The sequence below is a fragment of the Rhodoferax sp. GW821-FHT10B06 genome, from assembly GCF_059415605.1.
Genome location: NZ_JBWKNO010000016.1, coordinates 1 through 16734 on the forward strand (window position 1 = coordinate 1; position 16734 = coordinate 16734).

A 16734-nucleotide genomic window follows, 5' to 3' on the forward strand; every position below is an offset into this window, starting at 1 on the left:
TGCAGTTTGGAATGGAACCGAGACATTTGATCCGGCCCGTTTAAGTCCAAAAACAACTTGAAAAAAACATAGAACCTCAAACAACGCCAGCCCTGATCCGCCCAAAGCTGCGCTCCTCGGCGCATACAGAGGGGGACCCCGGGGAGCGGGATCGGTGGCGCTGTGCGCCACATCGCGCCTAGGGCGCGAGGCGGTTGCAGCCCGGCTGCGCCGGGCGCACTTCCCGGCCGGGGATGCTGGCAGCACCAAGCGAATCCAAAGCTTCAAGTCAAATCGCTCACTGGCGCACGAATTACCTGCGCGAGAAGCTATCAATTTAAGAGTAATCGTCCATCTACCCCTGACGCCGAAACTGAACGCGGGTGGTCCAGTAGCTGGTACGGCCCGGGTTGATCGGGAGCCAATTGCTTTACAAACCGCTTTATCCTCACCCCCCACTACAGCGAAGCAGCGGAGGCGGGAATGAACAAGATGGCGGCCACCATGGCCTTGGTTTGTGTGTCCAATCTGGGCTATGGTCATGACTTGAAGGCGTTGCCCCTGGGTGACGGCAAGTTGTCGCAGGCGCCCAAGGTGGGCTGGATCTGGGCCTGCCATGTCGACCCGCAGGCCGGCGGCTCGCAGCGCGACGGGCCTTGGATCAATGCGGCCAAGGGCACCTATGACGTGACGGCCAAGGCCGTGGTGCCGGGGCAAGTGGCCTGGCCTTCGCAGTTCAGCCTGACGGTGCGGCAGGACCAGCGCGTGTTCAGCAGCAATGATCTGCCCAGCCACACCACGGGCACCTTCCCGGTACCCAGCGATAGCGAGGCCTACCGCTACGACCGCAACCCCAACCGCATTGGCGCGCAGTCCCTGCAAGTGGCTTTGCCGCTGTGGCCCACACTGGCGGCGCAGGCCAGTTGCGCGCCGGGGGCGTTGGGCTTTTTGCTGACCGGGGCCGTGTTGTTCAATGCGCTGGACGCGCCAGGGCGCGACGCCGTGGCCCATGAAACCCAGGACGGCTGCCAGGGCCACCCGCAGGAAAGTGGCGTGTACCACTATCACAGCCTCAGCAACTGCCTGCCCGACAAACGCGAGCCCGGCGGGCATTCCGTGCTGGTGGGTTATCTGCTGGACGGCTTTGGGCTGTACGGCACGTATGGCGAAAACGGCCAGGCCTTGGCCAGCCAGGACCTGGACGAATGCCATGGCCATATCCACACCATTGCGTGGGAGGGCAAGCAGGTCGCTATGTACCACTACCACGCAACACCGGACTTCCCCTATACCGCCGGCTGTCTGCGTGGCAAGTACAGCAACGCCGACGTGATGGCTCTCAGCGGACCACATCCGCAGCGCGGGCAGGGCGGAAGGCCCGGGGCCGAGGGGCGCAATCCACCTGGGTCGGGCATGCCTATGTTTGGCGGTGGCGCGCCGCGCCCCATGGACGGCCCGCCGGACCTGAGCCGTGCCGCAGCTACGCTGGGTATTTCGGTCCAGAAGTTACGCGATGCCCTAGGCCCGCCGCCTCCAGACCTGGTGGGCGCGGCAGGTCGGTTGGGCATCAGCGTGGATGCGCTGCGCTCGGCCCTGGATGCAGCACGTTAAGTTGAGCCACTCTATGCCGTTCTCATTTTCTTTCAGTAACCTTTCGCTCAGAACCAAGCTCATCTGCTATCTGCTGGTGACCAGCCAGGTGTCTATCGCCATCGTGGGCGTGCTGGCGCACCAGCGTTTGATGCAGAAGTTCGACACCCTGGTGATGAAAGAGTCCAGTCGCAACTTCCAGGCCGATGTGCAGCAGTATTTCCGCACCTACGGAACCTGGGCCGAAGCACAGCGGCGCGAGCCTTTCCGCGCCTTTGTTGAACGCCGACATGCCACCATGCGCCCGGATGCCGGCGGTGGGCTGCGTCCGCCGCCAGTGGAACAGCTGGGGCTCGCGCCCGAGCCGGGGCAGCGGCCGCCGCCACCGGGTAATCTGCATCGGCCGCCTTTCCGCTTCTATTTGTTTGATGCGGACTACCGCTCGCTTTTCGAGTTGGAGCCCTATCACCCGGGTGACCCTATTCGTGACGAAGATCGGGGCCGCATGCAACCCATCTTGCTGGACGGCAAGCTGGTAGCCTACGCCTCTCCGCAGGGGAAGGTGAACTATTCCGATCTTGACCTGGGCTATCTGGCCGCCATGCGTGAGTCTCTGCTGATGGGTACGGCGGCTGGCATGCTATTGACCCTGGTGTTGGGTGTGGTGCTGGGCAACCGCCTGAGCCATGCCCTGCGCAAGCTCACCCGCGCGGTGCATGCCATGGGTCAAGGGGATTTGCGCCAGCGCGTACCCGTGGAGTCACAGGACGAGGCAGGTGTGCTGGCCCAGGCCTTTAACCGCATGAGCGACGTCATCGCCCAGCAGTACGAAGACCTGCGCCAATCCCACGCGCAGATCGAGGCCATGGCCGCGCAGATGCGTGAACTCAGCCTGCGCGACGTGTTGACCAGCCTGCACAACCGACGCCATTTCGACGAGCAGTGCGCGCAGTTCTTCGCCAGCGCGCAGCGTTACCAGCGGCCGTTCAGTGTGATGCTGGGTGACATAGACCACTTCAAAAGTGTGAATGACCGGTTTTCTCATGCCACGGGGGACGAGGTGTTGCGCCGCATCGGCCAGATTCTGCAGAGCAGCATGCGTGCCTCTGATCTGGTGGCGCGCTACGGCGGCGAGGAATTCGTGGTGGCCTTCCCCGAGGCCGATTTGCCGCACGCGCGAGAAGCCTGCGAGGCCCTGCGTCAGCGGGTCGAGGCCTACCCATGGCACGAGGTGCACCCGGATCTGCGCATCACCATCAGCATGGGTTTGAGCAGCAATACCCAGGTGGAGAGTTTTCACACCATGCTCGACGCGGCCGATGCGCAGCTCTACCGCGCCAAGCGCGAGGGCCGCAACCAGGTTTGCAGCGATGCGGACGTACCCGCAGAGGGTTAAGGCAACGCAGACCAAATCTCTCGCGGCCTGTGCATCCCTGGTCTCGGGCGGTCTGCGGCGCGCAGCCTTGTTCAGCGTCGCCTTGACTACAAAAATCCCCGCACCACCTGTGCCAGCCGCGCAAAGCTGGGGCCAATTTCTTCCTCGGGCACCGCACCGTAGCCCAGCAGCAGGCCCTTGTTCGTGGCGGGTTGCTGCAGGTGGTACAGCGACAGCGGCCGGGTGCTGATGCCGGCGCGTTGGGCAGCGTCGGCCACGGCGGCGTCGTCCACATGCTGGGGCAGGCCCAGTACCAGGTGCAGACCGGCATCGCCGCCGATGACGGGTAGCTGGCCGCCAAACTCATGCTGGATGGCGTGGATCAGCGCGTCGTGCCGGCTGCTGTACACGCCGCGCATGCGCCGGATGTGGGTGGCGTAATGCCCTTCGGACAAGAACTGCGCCAGCACCGCCTGCTGCACGGTTTGCCCCTCGCGGAACAGCTCGTTGAGCGCGCGCGCGAAGCCGTCCACCAGATCGGGTGGCAGCACCAGGTAGGCAATGCGCAGCGCGGGGAACAGGGTCTTGGAAAACGTGCCCAGGTAGACCACGCGGTCGTGCACGTCCAGGCCCTGCAGCGCCGGCAGGGGGCGGGTGCCGTAGCGGAATTCGCTGTCGTAGTCGTCCTCCACCACCCACACGCCGTGCACCGCCGCGTAGTCCAGCAGCTGCTGGCGTCGGCCGTGGCCCATCAATGCGCCCAGCGGGTACTGGTGCGATGGGGTGACGAACATCAGGCGCGGCGGCTGGCGCAGCTGCTCGGGGCTGGGCGCCATGCCCTCGGCGTCCAGCGCTACCGGCTGCAGGTCAAGCCCATGCGCGCGCAGCACGCTGCGGGCGCCCCAGTAGCCGGGGTCTTCCATCCATACTTTGTCGCCCGGGTCGCTGAGCAACTGAGCCACTAGGTGCAGCGACTGCTGGGTGCCACTGGTGATCACCACCTGCTCCGGGCTGCAGACTACGCCGCGCGTGCCCTGCAGGTAGTCCGACACGGCCTGGCGCAGGCCAGCGTCACCCGGACCGGTGGCATAGGTCAACTGGTCTGGCGTGTGCCTGCGTGCCAGCCGCGCCTGCAGCCGGCTCCACACCTGGGTGGGAAACATGCGCACCTCGGGTACGCCCGGGGTGAAGGCGCCCCATTGCAGCCGCGCGGCCCGCGCCTCGCTGACCAGCTGGCTGCCGCGTTTGGACAGCAGGGCGCTGCGCGCGCGGGCGGGCGTGCTGCTGCGGTCCACCAGGCGCGGGCCTATGGCCGCCACATAGGTGCCGCGGCCCACGCCGGCCTGCACATAGCCTTCCAGCGCCAACTGCTCGTATACGTGGACCACGGTGTTGCGCGCAATGCCCAGGGCCTGGGCCAGGGCGCGCGTGGGCGGCAGCTTGGTGTCCGCCGCCAGCACTTGCTGGCGTATGCCGCCCTGCAGGATCGTGTAGAGCTGGCGGTGGTCCGGCTGGCCGCTGTGCCGGTCGAACTGGCGCAGCACAAAGTCGGGCAGGGTGCTGGCCTTGGCCACCCGGTTGTGCTTAATTGGTTCCATAAAGTATTCGATATTGGTTCTAATTTTGGGGCCAAATTAATTTTAAACTTCGCCACACTCACCATCCACCGTCTTCAAGGACTCTATGAACTCCGCTACCGATACCCAGCATCTCCGCCCTGCCACCGCCGCCAGCAACGCAGCCCTGGATGCGCGCCGTGCCGCAGCCACGCCGCGTGGTGTGGGCATCGGCACGCCGATGTACGCCGCCCGTGCCTTGAATGCCGAGCTGTGGGATGTGGAAGGTAGCCGCTTCATCGATTTTGCTGCAGGCATTGCCGTGCTGAACACCGGCCACCGCCACCCGCGCATGGTTGCTGCCATCCAGGCCCAACTGGACTGCTTCACCCACACCGCCTACCAGGTCGTACCCTATGAAAGCTCGGTGCATCTGGCCGAGCGCCTGAACGCGTTGACCCCCGGCAGCCACGCCAAGAAAACCGCCTTCTTCACCACCGGCGCCGAAGCCGTGGAAAACGCCATCAAGATCGCCCGCGCCGCCACCCGCCGCCCTGGCATCATCGCACTCACCGGCGCCTTCCATGGCCGCACCTTCATGGGCATGGCGCTAACCGGCAAAGTCGTGCCCTACAAGGTCGGCTTCGGTCCTTTCCCTGGCAGCATCTACCACGTGCCAGCCCCCACGGACCTGCATGGCGTGACGGTGGACGACACGCTGCATGCCATCCAGCAGCTGTTCAAGTGCGATATCGACCCCGCGCAAGTGGCGGCCATCATTTTGGAACCTATCCAGGGCGAAGGCGGCTTCTATGTGATGCCATCCGCGCTGATGGTGGCCCTGCGCGCCCTGTGCGACCAGCACGGCATCCTGCTGATCGCCGATGAAATCCAAACCGGTTTCGCCCGCACCGGCAAGATGTTTGCCATGGACCACCACAGCGTGGTGCCCGATCTGATGACCATGGCCAAGAGCCTGGCCGGTGGCATGCCCTTGTCGGCCGTGACCGGCCGCGCTGAAGTGATGGACGCACCAGCCCCCGGTGGCCTGGGTGGCACCTATGCCGGTAACCCGTTGGCCATTGCCGCGGCCCATGCCGTGCTGGACGTGATTGAAGACGAGCAGCTGTGTGCCCGCGCCGAGCGTCTGGGCCAGGTGCTGAAAGCCCGCCTGGAAAGCCTGCGCGCCAAGGTGCCGCAGATCGCCGAAATCCGCGGCCTGGGCGCCATGGTGGCGGTAGAGTTCAACAAGGCCGACGGCACGCCTGACGCCGACTTCACCAAGGCCGTACAAAAGCGCGCGCTGGACGCGGGCCTGATCCTGTTGACCTGCGGCGTCTATGGCAACGTGATCCGCTTCCTGTTCCCGCTGACCATTGAAGACAGCGTGCTGGCCGAAGGCCTGGACATCCTGGCCGCTGCCATGACTGCATAACGAAGATCATCTGATGACTACCAAGCTCAATCTCAAAGACCCCACCCTCCTGCGCCAGCAGGCCTTCATTGCCGGTGCCTGGGTCGATGCCGACAACGGCGAAACCGTGCCCGTGACCAACCCCGCCACCGGCGAGGTGTTGGGCACCGTGCCCATGTGCGGCACGGCGGAAACCGTGCGCGCCATTGCCGCCGCCGAGGTCGCCCAGCGCCAGTGGCGCAATGTGTCGGGCAAGGACCGCGCGGCCATCCTGCGCAAGCTCAATGACCTGATGCTGCAACACCAGGACGACCTGGCGCTGATACTCACCTCCGAGCAGGGCAAGCCCCTGGCCGAAGCCAAGGGCGAGATCGTGTACTCCGCGTCCTTCATCGAGTGGTTTGCCGACGAAGCCCGCCGTAGCTATGGCGACACCATCCCCACGCCCAGCGCCGACCGCCGTCTGATGGCTATCAAGCAGCCCATTGGCGTGACAGCCGCCATCACGCCCTGGAACTTCCCCACCGCCATGCTGACCCGCAAGGCCGGCCCGGCGCTGGCCGCCGGCTGCTCCATGGTGGTCAAGCCCGCCACGCAGACGCCGTATTCCGCCCTGGCCTTTGCCGAGCTGGCCGACCGCGCCGGTGTACCCAAGGGTCTGCTATCGGTGCTGACCGGCTCCGCCAGCCAGATCGGCGGCGAGATGACGCGCAGCCCCATCGTGCGCAAGCTGACCTTCACCGGCTCCACCGAAGTGGGCCGCACCCTGATGCGCCAGTCGGCCGACACCATCAAGAAGCTGTCGCTGGAGCTGGGCGGCAACGCGCCCTTCATCGTGTTTGACGACGCGGATCTGGACGCCGCTGTGGATGGCGCGATGATCTCCAAGTACCGCAACACCGGCCAGACCTGCGTCTGCGCTAACCGCCTCTACGTGCAGCGCGGCGTGCTGGAAGCATTCACCGCCAAGCTGGTCGCCAAGGTCAATGCCTTGAAGGTTGGCAACGGCGTGGACGCCGGTAGCACCCAGGGCCCGCTGATCGACGCCAAGGCCGTGGCAAAGGTCAAGGAGCACATCGCCGACGCCGTGGCCAAGGGTGGCAAGGTGCTGGCCGGCGGCAAGCCGCATGCCTTGGGCGGCCTGTTCTTTGAACCCACCGTCATTGGTGGTGCCACCGAAGACATGCTGTTCGCCCAGGACGAAACCTTCGGCCCGCTGGCCCCGATCTTTGTGTTCGACACCGAAGCCGAAGTCATTGAGCGCGCCAACAACACCGAGTTCGGCTTGGCCGCCTACTTTTACAGCCGCGACATCGGCCGCGTGATGCGCGTGTCCGAGCAGATCGAGTCGGGCATGGTGGGCGTCAACACCGGCCTGATCTCCACCGCCGAAGCACCCTTCGGAGGCGTCAAGCAATCCGGCCTGGGCCGCGAAGGCTCCAAGTACGGGCTGGAGGAGTTCATGGAAGTGAAGTACATCTGCCTGGGCGGGCTGGATAAGTAAGTTCCGGCTTGCTATTTGCATCCTGCCACTGGCATGAGCCGGTAGCGAATGTTTCCATGCCTGCCATCGATGGTGGCTGTACGGAACAAGGGGGATGCACGTTCGCAAGCTAGCCATCCCCTGCAATCAACCACTAACTGTGCTGGCGTCATAGGTGGCGCGACGCGCTGGCTGGCCATGTCCTGTGCCTGTTCACAGCTTGGTTTAGCGAGGGCGGTGTTGGGCTGTGCAGAGACTTGCTTGGCACCGCATCTTCTCGCGCATAGTGGGTATTCCCGGTGCGCGTTGGTTCCGTAATCTCTTGGAGTTTGCGTATGTACCGGTTCCTTTTGCGTCCGATTTTTGCGCGTGTCTTAGCCCTGGCGGTTGCTTGTGCAGCAAGTGCAAATCTATTGCCTGCCCACGCCGCGGGGCTCACCATCGCCAACTTTGGCGGAGCCAATGCCAATGCACAAGCTGTGGCATTTCAAAGACCTTTTGCGCAGCGCAACAATGTGGTGGCAACGGCAGTGGAATATGACGGGTCGTTGAGCACCATCCGCGCCATGCTGAAAAAGGGGGCGTTCGATTGGGATGTAGTGGAAGTCGAGTCGACAGATTTGCTGGCTGGTTGTGAGGCGGGGCTATTCGAAAGCGTGGACCAGTCCACTTTGCCACATGCTCCACAACTGCTTCCGGGAAGTGTTCAGTCCTGCGGAGTGGGCGCATTCGTGTGGTCAACGGTATTGGCATACGACCCGACCCGGTTCAAAGATGCCCCCAAATCGTGGCAGGATTTCTGGGATGTTGCCAAGTTCCCCGGAAAACGAGGAATGCGTGCTGGCCCGCGCTACAACCTTGAGTTCGCACTTATGGCCGATGGCGTTCCGCGTGACGAGGTGTACCGGGAGCTGGGCACGGAGGCCGGCCTTGCACGCGCCATCAAAAAGCTCAATGCGCTCAGGCCCTACATCGTCTGGTGGACCAGCGGTGCGCAGCCCCCCAAGCGCTTGGCTGCGGGTGAGGTCGTGATGTCTACTGCTTTCAATGGACGCATCGCAGTGGCCAATCGTGAAAATCCAACATCCAGGCTTGAGATCGCTTGGCCAGGGGCTATCTACGAGCTGGACTATTGGGTCATCCCTAAAGGAACACCTCGGAAAGACCTGGCCCGCCAATACATTGCTTACGCCACCACAGAAGATGCGCAACTGGCCTTTTCTCGTGAAATTCCATACGGCCCGACCAATATGAATGCCATATTGAAATACGACACCGGCCGCCGTACGCAAAGTACCTCCACCCACCAGGCGTTGGTTGATTTGTCGATGCTTGGCAGTGAGCTGCCATCGGCACCGGGCAACCTGCGAAAAGCCTTGGCGTTCAATCCTAATTTCTGGATCAAGCATGGCGCAGCCATTGAAAAGCGTTTTGCCGAAGCAGTGCAGCCCTGAGCATCAGGTGTATTTGCACGGCAGCCAGAGCTATATGCCTATTTCCCTCGTGTTGTTTAGATAACCAAGGAAGTTCAGACGGACATGAAGTTAAAAAGAATGAAGTTGGGGTATCGGCTGGCGTCGACATTTGGCATCTTGCTGATTCTGATCGTGGGTATTGCAGTCGTAGCGGCAGCACAGATTCAGTCGGTTAACGGAGCTCTCAATTACTACACAACTACCACTACGCCGTCATTGAAAGCGGTGAGGTTGTGGCAGGAAAAGATAGCCAACATCCGCATGCTGGAGGCACAGCATCTGATGGCTGCGACGGCCGATGACATGGCGGTACTGGAAACCAGCATTGACCACGAGTACGGCGAATTCAAAACAGCACTGGCCGAGCATGAACGCCTGCTCTCCAGTGACGAGGACCGGGCGCTCTGGAAGAGTGTGGCCAATGCAGCGACCTTGTCCATGGGTTACTGGGACAAGTTAAAAAGCATTTCTCGCGAATCCATAGAGGACCCAGCTAAAACGGAAGAAGCACGGCGCCTTTTTACAGGGCGGTCGGAGCGGCTGTACCGAGCGACTGCCACCGCTATCGACAATGAGTGGAAACTGAAGTCCGCAACCGCAGACGACCTGGCCGACAGCAGCGCGAAAACTTATGCGCGGTCGATAAGCCTGCTCATCGGGGGCTGCCTGCTGGCATTGGTTTGCGGTGTGGCCGCTGCTGTTGCCGTGGTGCGTTCCATTGCGATGCAGATGGGCGGAGAGCCAGACGATGTTGCGCGGATTGCGTTGGCTATTGCAGACGGAGATTTGAGCATGCATGTTCCGGTGCATGGGGAAAATAGCAACAGCGTCATGTCTGCCATGGCAACCATGCGCGGGCGCCTTGCCATCATCGTCGGAGAGGTCCGGCAAAGCAGTGAGCACATCGCTTCCGGTAGCGCACAGATTGCTTCCGGCAATCTGGATTTAAGCTTGCGCACCGAAGAGCAAGCCAGCGATGTGCAGCAGACGGTCCAGTCCGTGGGGCGCCTGGCCGAGACGGTTCAGCACAATGCGAATACCGCAGAACAGGCCAATCAATTGGCCTCCAAGGCGTCATCTGCAGCGGTGGAAGGTGGGCAGGCTGTGGCACAGGTCGTGGCCACCATGAAGGGTATCTCCGCCTCGTCGAAAACCATCAGTGACATCACCGGCGTCATCGACGGCATCGCGTTCCAAACCAATATCTTGGCACTGAACGCCGCGGTTGAAGCGGCCCGTGCAGGTGAACAAGGGCGTGGCTTTGCCGTGGTGGCCAGCGAAGTCCGCTTGCTGGCTCAGCGATCGGCCGAGGCGGCCAAGGACATTAAAAAGCTGATCGGTGACAACGTTGAGAAGGTCAATGCAGGCATGCGCCAGGTCAACGAAGCTGGCGTATCGATAGAGCAAATTGTGGTTCAGGCGCAAACCGTCAGCCAGCTTATTCTGGACATACGCAACGCAGGTGCCGAGCAACACGATGGCATCAGTCAAGTACGCAACGCTGTCCACAGAATCGACGAAGTCACACTCCAAAATGCCGCATTGGTAGAGCAAAGCAGTGCTGCGGCAGACAGTCTCAAAACACAGGCGAGCAAACTGGCTGCGGTTGTGGGCACCTTTCGTTTGGTGTGATGTTGAAAAAAGCCCTCTCGATGCAGATGCATGCTGCACAAGGCGCTATGTTTTAAATAGCATTTGCTATAGCAGGCGGCTCATGAACACGCTGTGCGGGTCCAGCTTGTAGTCGGCAAACGGCCCGCATTCCTGGAAGCCAAACGCTTCGTACAGCCTGTGCGCGGCGGCAAAGCCGGGGACGGGGCCGGTCTCCAGACTGAGGCGCCGCAAGCCCAGCGCCTGGGCATGCTCCACGATATGCGCCAGCAGCGCACGTGCCACACCTTTGCGCAGATGCTGGGCGGCGGTGCGCATGGATTTGATCTCGCCATGCTGCGCGTGCAGCAGTTTCAGTGCGCCGCAACCCAGCAAGTCCTTGCCGTCCCAGGCGGTCCAGAAACGGATGTTCGGCTGGCGCAGGCCGTCCAGGTCCAGCGCATGCACGCTCTCCGGCGGCGACAGGGCATGCATGCCACGCATATGTTCTTCCAGCAGCGCGTGGACTTCAGGGCCTTGGAGGTCGTCTAGTCGGATGTGCATGGACCGATTTTCTTAGGGTGTCGTCTTGGGTGCCAACGCGAGCACGTCCGCCAGTGGTGGCACGGCGGCGAAGGCGTCTTGCGGTTTGTCGTAGCCAATCGCCAGGTTCACACCGGTCTGCAGCTTTTGCGCCCAGGCGGACAGTTTGGTGATGAACTCTTTTTTCACCGGGTCGGCCGCCAGACTCTGTTCGGTCCAGTCGCTGGGTTGGGAGTCGGGAAAGCCCAGCTGCTTCAGGCTCAAAAACAGCTCCAGACCGTAGATGCGCGAGCCGTTCTGCGAATTTCGCACCCGGATATCCAGCAGTGTCTGGCTCTCTTTGCCGACCGCACTGAATACCGTGTCAATCGTCATGCAGTTGTCGAACTGGCGACCGCCTTGATTGATCGCCACCAGATGGCTGCCCTTGCAGGGCTCGGCAAGGAAGTAGGCGTTGGCCTGGCTTAGATTGACCAAGGTATGGGCTTCGGCGAAGAAGGCATTGTCGATCGGACTAATGGCAGTCAACGAGCCTAGGCGGACGCGGATATTGTTTTCCGTCGACGAGCCTGCTACGACCCGCCACGTGCGCCCACCTCGGAAAATCGGGTAACCGCCCATTGTGCTGGTATCAGGTAGCTCTGCCAGCTTCTCTACCGGTTTGTAGTCTCGGGTGAAGTTGTCGCTGAACACATCTTCCGCACGGGCTGCGGTACATGCAAGGGTGACGGCCACAGCTAGAAGGGCGGCCAGTTGGGAGAATCGGGGCAGTGCGAGGGAGGTCATGGGTTGCGGGCGTTGGCATTCTTTGCGGATGCGAAGAAAAGAGCGGCAGTGTAGTGGCAGTGTTTTAAGCTAGGCGCCGAGGCCTGTACAAGTTTCAATCATTCACATGAAAATGGCCCGTACAGCAGGTTCCACCTGCACAAGCCGCTATGCAATCAGGAGTAACACAGATGCGTACTGTAGGAATCGTCGCCGGCCTCGCGCTGGCATGGGGCAGCACCGTGGGGGCGGCGGAGCTGCAGCTGCGCATCCTGGAGACCACCGATGTGCACATGAACCTGCTGAGCTACGACTACTACCAGGACAAGCCCACCGACCAGTACGGCCTGGCGCGCACCATCAGCCTCATCAAGGCGGCGCGTGCCGAGGCACCGAACAGCCTGCTGTTCGACAACGGCGACCTGCTGCAGGGCAGTCCTATGGGTGATGTCATTGCCAAGGTGCACCCGCTGCAGGACGGCCAGACCCACCCTGCCTACAAGGTGATGAACCAGCTGGGTTATGACGCGGCCAACCTGGGCAACCACGAGTTCAACTTCGGCCTGCCATTCCTGCAGCGCTCGCTCAAGGGCGCCAACTTTCCCTATGTCAATGCCAACATCTACCTCGATAGCGGCGCGCAGGAGCAGCATGCATTCACCCCCTACCTGCTGCTGAAGCGCGAGCTGCTGGATGCCGAGGGCAAGAAGCACCCCATCACCATCGGTGTGATCGGCTTTGCGCCGCCGCAGATCATGCAGTGGGACAAGGCTAACCTGGAGGGCAAGGTAGTGGTGCGCGACATCGTGGCCACGGCGCAGAAATACGTGCCCGAGATGCGCGCCAAAGGTGCGCAGCTGGTGGTGGCTATTCCGCACAGCGGCTTTGAGAAGGGCGAGGTTGGCCTGCTGGCTGAGAACGCGGTGTCCAAGCTGGCCGAGGTGCCGGGCGTAGACGCCATCTTGTTCGGCCACGCGCATGCTGAATTCCCCAGCAAGGCCTTCGCCAGTTACCCTGCCGTGGACGCCGCGCGCGGCACCATCCACGGCGTGGCTGCCGTCATGCCGGGCCGCTGGGGCGACCACCTGGGCGTGGTGGACTTCACGCTGGATGACAGCAGCGGCAGCTGGAAGGTGGTGAACAGCCAGTCGTCCATCCGCCCCATCTTTGACCGTGCCGCCAAGCAGTCGCTGGCCGCCGCCGACCCCATGGTCGAGCAAGCCATTGCCACCGAGCACGCGCAGACGCTGGACTATGTGCGTAACAAGGTGGCCTTCAGCAGCGCACCCATCTACAGCTACTTTGCCCTGGTCAGCGACGACCCCTCGGTACAGATCGTCTCTAACGCGCAGACCGCCTATGTGAAGCGCGCCATGCAGGGCACAGACTATGAAAAGTACCCCGTGCTGTCGGCCGCCGCGCCGTTCAAGTCCGGCGGCCGCCAGGGCTGGAGCTACTACACCGACATCCCCGCCGGCCCGCTGGCCATCAAGCACATGGCCGACCTGTACATCTACCCCAACACCCTGAAAGCCATGTTGCTGACCGGCGCCGAGGTGCAGGAATGGCTGGAAATGTCGGCCGGCCAGTTCCTGCAGATCGACCCGAAAGGCGCGCCGCAGCAGCCATTGGTCAACGATGCTTTCCCGTCTTACAACTTCGACACCATCGACGGTGTGGCGTACGAGCTGGACCTGACCCAGCCCGCCCGCTATGACGCCAAGGGTGGTTTGGCGGCCGCCAGCGCACACCGGGTGCAGAACCTGCGCTTCGACGGCAAGCCGATAGACCCGGCGGCCAAATTCATCGTTGCCACCAACAACTACCGCGCGTTCGGCGGCGGCAACTTCCCCGGCCTGGGCGCCGCCAAGGTGGTGCTGGACGCCCCCGACGAAAACCGCCAGGTGCTGGTGGAATACCTGCAGCTCATGGGCACGCTGACGCCCGGCGGCCAGGTCAACCCGCAGGCCGACAACAACTGGAAGATCCAGCCTGTGCCCGGCGTGCGCATGGCCTTCAGCTCCGGCAGTGGTGGCATCCGCTACCTTGCGAACCACCCCGGCATCCGGCTGGTGAAGGACAACGGCGACGGGTCGGCGCTGTACACGCTGGGCGAGTAACTAGGTAAGCCGCCGGCCCGAGGCAACGCGGGCCACATACACCGCCATCAGCAGCGCAAACCCGGCCATCACCCACATCAGGCCATTGCCGCCCACGGCATGCATGGCAGCCGCCGCCACCAATGGGCCGGCGACCGCGCTGAGCGTATAGACCATGGACACCGCGCTCATATTGCGCGCCATGCTGTCGCCCTGCGTCTTGGCGCTGGCGATTAGTGCCAGGGTCAAGTAGGCCGTGACCAGGCCGCCCAGGCAGAACACCGCCGCGTGCAGCAGCAGCGGGCCTAGCGCATAGGTCAGCGCCAGCGCGACCACGGCGGTGCCGATACAGCAGCACAGGCTGGCGAAGGCCATGCCCCGGTGGTCGGCCAGCCAGCCGGCCACGTACTGCATCAGCAAACCGCCCAGGCCGAAGCTGGCCAACAGGCTGGCAATCTGCGCTGCATCCAGTTGCTGCGCCGTACCAAATACCGGGAACAGGCCGATGAATGCCGACTCCGACATGCCTCCAAACAAGGCCACGCCCAGGCCCAGCAGGAAGATCTTCTCGCGCGGCAACTGCCAGAACGGCGTTGCCTCGGGGGGCTGCGCGGAGGTGTTGGAAGTGGATGCCCGCTCCTCGTGCGCCCACAGCAAGGGCAGGGCCGCCATCAGCAGAAAGCCCATGCCCAGCCACAAGGGCGCCAGACCCTCAATGCCCCACCAACCCGACATGGCCGGAGCCACGATGGGCGCCAGTGCAATCAGGGTTTCATGGAAGCCCACCAGCCGCCCGCGCGCATGGCTGGGCGCGATGTGGTATAGCCAAGGCTCCAGCCCAATCCAGCGCAGCCCCTGTCCAAAGCCGGCCAGCAAACCCGCGGGTAACCACAGCGCCGAGATACCCAGCGCGATGGCCGCCAGGGCCAGGATGGAGCACAGCAGCGCCGCAAGAATGGTGGGCCGCGCGCCAAACTGGCGGGTTAAGCGTGGTGCCACGCCCAGTCCCGGAAGCTGTCCCAGCCACAGGGATGCGGCATACAGGCTGAGCTGCAAGGCCGTCGCGCCTTGTTGTTCCAGCCACAGCGGTAGCACCACGAATGGAATGCCGAATTGCCCGACTTGGGCAAAGGTGGAGACCGCGTTCAGCGCGGCGATGCTGCGCCAGTCATAGGTGGTGTGCTGCATGGAGTGAGAGCTTGAAGCGTGGATGGCTTCGCGGCGTGTCTGCTATTTTATTCGTAGCTGTTGGTGCAGGTTTTATATGCAGTTGTGGGCTATCCGGTTTAATTCATTGATGCGCGGTGCCAGCGTCCCCGGTCGGGGGCGTGGGTATCAGGAGCGCTCTATACCCCTCAACTTGCCTCGAAATATATATAAAAAGAAGGTGATGCCAGTCTCCGCCTTTTTAAGGAAAGATGCAGGCGCGCGGGAAGTGGCTGTGAGGCACCGGGCTATAGTGGTTTGTCGTTTTTGCCTGCCGTTTTGCAGGCCTAGTAACGCCCGCAGCTGTCATGCTTTTTCTTGAAGTCCATCCATGAGCATTCTCGCGTCGCTTTTCTCTTCCACTCTGTATGTCCAGTTGTCACCCGATCGCTTGTCTGTACGCAACCCCAAGTCAGGCCAGTATTTTTCTGAAGTGCCAGAAGTGGCCATTGCCCATGTGCCCAAACCTAAGATTGTTGGCATAGGGGCCGAAGCACGCATGCGGGCTGCGGAGCCATCGGTGAAAATCGTTAACCCGTTTGGGCATCCTCGGACCTTGGTGGGTGACTTCACGGTGGGCGAGCAGCTGCTCAAAGCCTGTTTTTTCCGTGTCAATCGCAGCACATGGTTCTCGATGGCGCCGCGCGTGGTGATGCACCCGCTGGGCGATCCGGCGGGCGGGTTGACGCAGGTAGAAATACGCGCTTTCCATGAAATGGCCTTAGGTGCCGGTGGCAGCCAGGTCAAGGTGTGGCAGGGGCGCACACTGACCGACTCTGAGCTTTTGTCCGGCACATTCCCGGCGGACGGCGCCGTACTTTCATAGAACTGGCCGGTCCTCGGTTCTGATATTGCACACCACCCGTACCTCGCCCGCCATAGCTTCTACCCCTTGCACGCCAAAGCTGCGCTCCATCAACGTCACCTGGTCCCGCGCGCAATGCACCAAGGTGCTGGCGCGCGTGCCGTAGTGCGGCAGGTGGATGAAGGCGGCCGACAGGCCGCGCTCCAGGTCCAGGGGGATGCCGGTGTGCGGCAGGTCCGCATCATCGGCTAGGCGGGTGTCGGTCAGCAGGGGCCAGAGCTCGGTTTCCAGGGCGGGGCTGAGGTGGTCGGACTCGGCGGCTCGGTGCTGCTGCAGGGCCTGGGCGAATCCGTGGTGCAGGCGGACCAGTTTGGGCCAGGGGGTGTGGAAGTCGGCATTCGACACGGCCCAGACGCCGGGCTCGGGTGCGAAGTGCTTGCGGTGCCGGCTCTCATACGCGCGCAGCTGCTGGCCGTCGAACAGCAGCAGATTGAACGGGTTGTAGGCGTCGGACTCGGCGGCCAGGGCTTGCGCAAACTCCTCGGCCGTTTGTTGGCTCTGCAAAAAGGCGGTGACGATGCCGCCACGCGACGGGGCCTTGGGGTTGTGCCGGCTGGGGTCGCGGTAGTTGGTGAGCGCGGCCAGCCGGCCGCTGGGCGTGTGCAGGCCCATCCAGGTGCCGCCGCCTTGCAGGTCCTGGCCGGCGACGATGGGGCTGTTGGCCCAGCGGTGCAGCGGCAGGGCGGGACGGGCATAGAACTCGTCGCGATTGGCGGCGATGGTCAGCGGGGCAATGGCGTCGGGCTGCCACTGGAATGCAATCAGGCACATGGTGTTTGCTATGGTTTTGGTAG

The 16734-nt window shown here is 62.8% G+C and carries 13 protein-coding genes; 8 read left to right on the forward strand and 5 right to left on the reverse strand.

The features are described 5' to 3' along the window. The first annotated feature begins 462 nt into the window (after positions 1-462). Both AC07O2_RS20465 and AC07O2_RS20470 read left to right on the forward strand, forming a co-directional pair. A complete protein-coding gene (locus AC07O2_RS20465) occupies positions 463-1590 on the forward strand; it encodes a YHYH protein (RefSeq protein ID WP_495234195.1) in 1128 nt (375 codons plus the stop codon). A gap of 13 nt (positions 1591-1603) precedes the next feature. After that, positions 1604-2965: a GGDEF domain-containing protein gene (locus tag AC07O2_RS20470; protein WP_495234196.1), complete on the forward strand. Its 1362-nt coding sequence runs from the start codon at positions 1604-1606 to the stop codon at positions 2963-2965. A gap of 86 nt (positions 2966-3051) precedes the next feature. Here the strand turns inward: AC07O2_RS20470 and pdxR are convergent, their stop codons facing one another. After that, positions 3052-4542 (reverse strand): MocR-like pyridoxine biosynthesis transcription factor PdxR, encoded by a 1491-nt coding sequence (pdxR, locus tag AC07O2_RS20475; RefSeq protein WP_495234197.1) that lies wholly within the window; start codon positions 4540-4542, stop codon positions 3052-3054. 85 nt (positions 4543-4627) lie between these two features. On the opposite strand from pdxR, the gene gabT reads away from it, so the two are divergent. The 4 genes from gabT to AC07O2_RS20495 all read left to right on the forward strand — a co-directional run bounded on the left by gabT (position 4628) and on the right by AC07O2_RS20495 (position 10504). Then, complete coding sequence (gene gabT / locus AC07O2_RS20480; protein ID WP_495234198.1) at positions 4628-5935, forward strand: 4-aminobutyrate--2-oxoglutarate transaminase; 1308 nt, start codon at positions 4628-4630, stop codon at positions 5933-5935. Between the two features lie 13 nt (positions 5936-5948). Beyond that, positions 5949-7418 carry an NAD-dependent succinate-semialdehyde dehydrogenase gene (locus tag AC07O2_RS20485; protein ID WP_495234199.1) on the forward strand — a complete coding sequence of 490 codons (1470 nt, stop codon included), beginning with the start codon at positions 5949-5951 and terminating at the stop codon, positions 7416-7418. Positions 7419-7732: 314 nt separating this feature from the next. Beyond that, a complete protein-coding gene (locus AC07O2_RS20490) occupies positions 7733-8851 on the forward strand; it encodes an ABC transporter substrate-binding protein (RefSeq protein WP_495234200.1) in 1119 nt (372 codons plus the stop codon). 84 nt (positions 8852-8935) lie between these two features. Further along, positions 8936-10504 carry a methyl-accepting chemotaxis protein gene (locus AC07O2_RS20495; protein ID WP_495234201.1) on the forward strand — a complete coding sequence of 523 codons (1569 nt, stop codon included), beginning with the start codon at positions 8936-8938 and terminating at the stop codon, positions 10502-10504. A 66-nt stretch (positions 10505-10570) separates the two neighbouring features. Here AC07O2_RS20495 and AC07O2_RS20500 read toward each other — a convergent pair whose 3' ends face one another. Then, positions 10571-11026 carry a GNAT family N-acetyltransferase gene (locus AC07O2_RS20500; protein WP_495234202.1) on the reverse strand — a complete coding sequence of 152 codons (456 nt, stop codon included), beginning with the start codon at positions 11024-11026 and terminating at the stop codon, positions 10571-10573. Between the two features lie 12 nt (positions 11027-11038). Beyond that, positions 11039-11791 carry a hypothetical protein gene (locus AC07O2_RS20505; RefSeq protein WP_495234203.1) on the reverse strand — a complete coding sequence of 251 codons (753 nt, stop codon included), beginning with the start codon at positions 11789-11791 and terminating at the stop codon, positions 11039-11041. A 170-nt stretch (positions 11792-11961) separates the two neighbouring features. Here AC07O2_RS20505 and AC07O2_RS20510 point away from each other — a divergent pair, with 170 nt between their 5' ends. Further along, positions 11962-13890, forward strand: coding sequence for a bifunctional 2',3'-cyclic-nucleotide 2'-phosphodiesterase/3'-nucleotidase (locus tag AC07O2_RS20510; protein WP_495234204.1), 1929 nt, complete (start codon positions 11962-11964; stop codon positions 13888-13890). Here the strand turns inward: AC07O2_RS20510 and AC07O2_RS20515 are convergent, their stop codons facing one another. After that, entirely contained in the window at positions 13891-15057 is a 1167-nt protein-coding gene (locus AC07O2_RS20515; RefSeq protein WP_495234205.1) for an MFS transporter, read from the reverse strand. It lies immediately after the preceding gene. 349 nt (positions 15058-15406) lie between these two features. Between AC07O2_RS20515 and AC07O2_RS20520 the strand changes: the two genes are divergently transcribed. Beyond that, on the forward strand, positions 15407-15901 hold the full coding sequence (locus AC07O2_RS20520) for a rod shape-determining protein (RefSeq protein WP_495234206.1): 495 nt from the start codon (positions 15407-15409) through the stop codon (positions 15899-15901). Here AC07O2_RS20520 and AC07O2_RS20525 read toward each other — a convergent pair. Continuing rightward, a complete protein-coding gene (locus AC07O2_RS20525) occupies positions 15896-16711 on the reverse strand; it encodes an NRDE family protein (protein ID WP_495234207.1) in 816 nt (271 codons plus the stop codon). The two genes, AC07O2_RS20520 and AC07O2_RS20525, sit on opposite strands and share 6 nt — an antisense overlap. Positions 16712-16734: the final 23 nt, after the last annotated feature.

Excerpts from the sequence above, each read along its gene's own strand:
- AC07O2_RS20465 (WP_495234195.1), top strand. The coding sequence starts at position 463 with ATGAACAAGATGGCGGCCACCATGGCCTTGGTTTGTGTGTCCAATCTG.
- AC07O2_RS20470 (WP_495234196.1), top strand. The coding sequence starts at position 1,604 with ATGCCGTTCTCATTTTCTTTCAGTAACCTTTCGCTCAGAACCAAGCTC.
- pdxR (WP_495234197.1), bottom strand. The coding sequence starts at position 4,542 with ATGGAACCAATTAAGCACAACCGGGTGGCCAAGGCCAGCACCCTGCCC.
- gabT (WP_495234198.1), top strand. The coding sequence starts at position 4,628 with ATGAACTCCGCTACCGATACCCAGCATCTCCGCCCTGCCACCGCCGCC.
- AC07O2_RS20485 (WP_495234199.1), top strand. The coding sequence starts at position 5,949 with ATGACTACCAAGCTCAATCTCAAAGACCCCACCCTCCTGCGCCAGCAG.
- AC07O2_RS20490 (WP_495234200.1), top strand. The coding sequence starts at position 7,733 with ATGTACCGGTTCCTTTTGCGTCCGATTTTTGCGCGTGTCTTAGCCCTG.
- AC07O2_RS20495 (WP_495234201.1), top strand. The coding sequence starts at position 8,936 with ATGAAGTTAAAAAGAATGAAGTTGGGGTATCGGCTGGCGTCGACATTT.
- AC07O2_RS20500 (WP_495234202.1), bottom strand. The coding sequence starts at position 11,026 with ATGCACATCCGACTAGACGACCTCCAAGGCCCTGAAGTCCACGCGCTG.
- AC07O2_RS20505 (WP_495234203.1), bottom strand. The coding sequence starts at position 11,791 with ATGACCTCCCTCGCACTGCCCCGATTCTCCCAACTGGCCGCCCTTCTA.
- AC07O2_RS20510 (WP_495234204.1), top strand. The coding sequence starts at position 11,962 with ATGCGTACTGTAGGAATCGTCGCCGGCCTCGCGCTGGCATGGGGCAGC.
- AC07O2_RS20515 (WP_495234205.1), bottom strand. The coding sequence starts at position 15,057 with ATGCAGCACACCACCTATGACTGGCGCAGCATCGCCGCGCTGAACGCG.
- AC07O2_RS20520 (WP_495234206.1), top strand. The coding sequence starts at position 15,407 with ATGAGCATTCTCGCGTCGCTTTTCTCTTCCACTCTGTATGTCCAGTTG.
- AC07O2_RS20525 (WP_495234207.1), bottom strand. The coding sequence starts at position 16,711 with ATGTGCCTGATTGCATTCCAGTGGCAGCCCGACGCCATTGCCCCGCTG.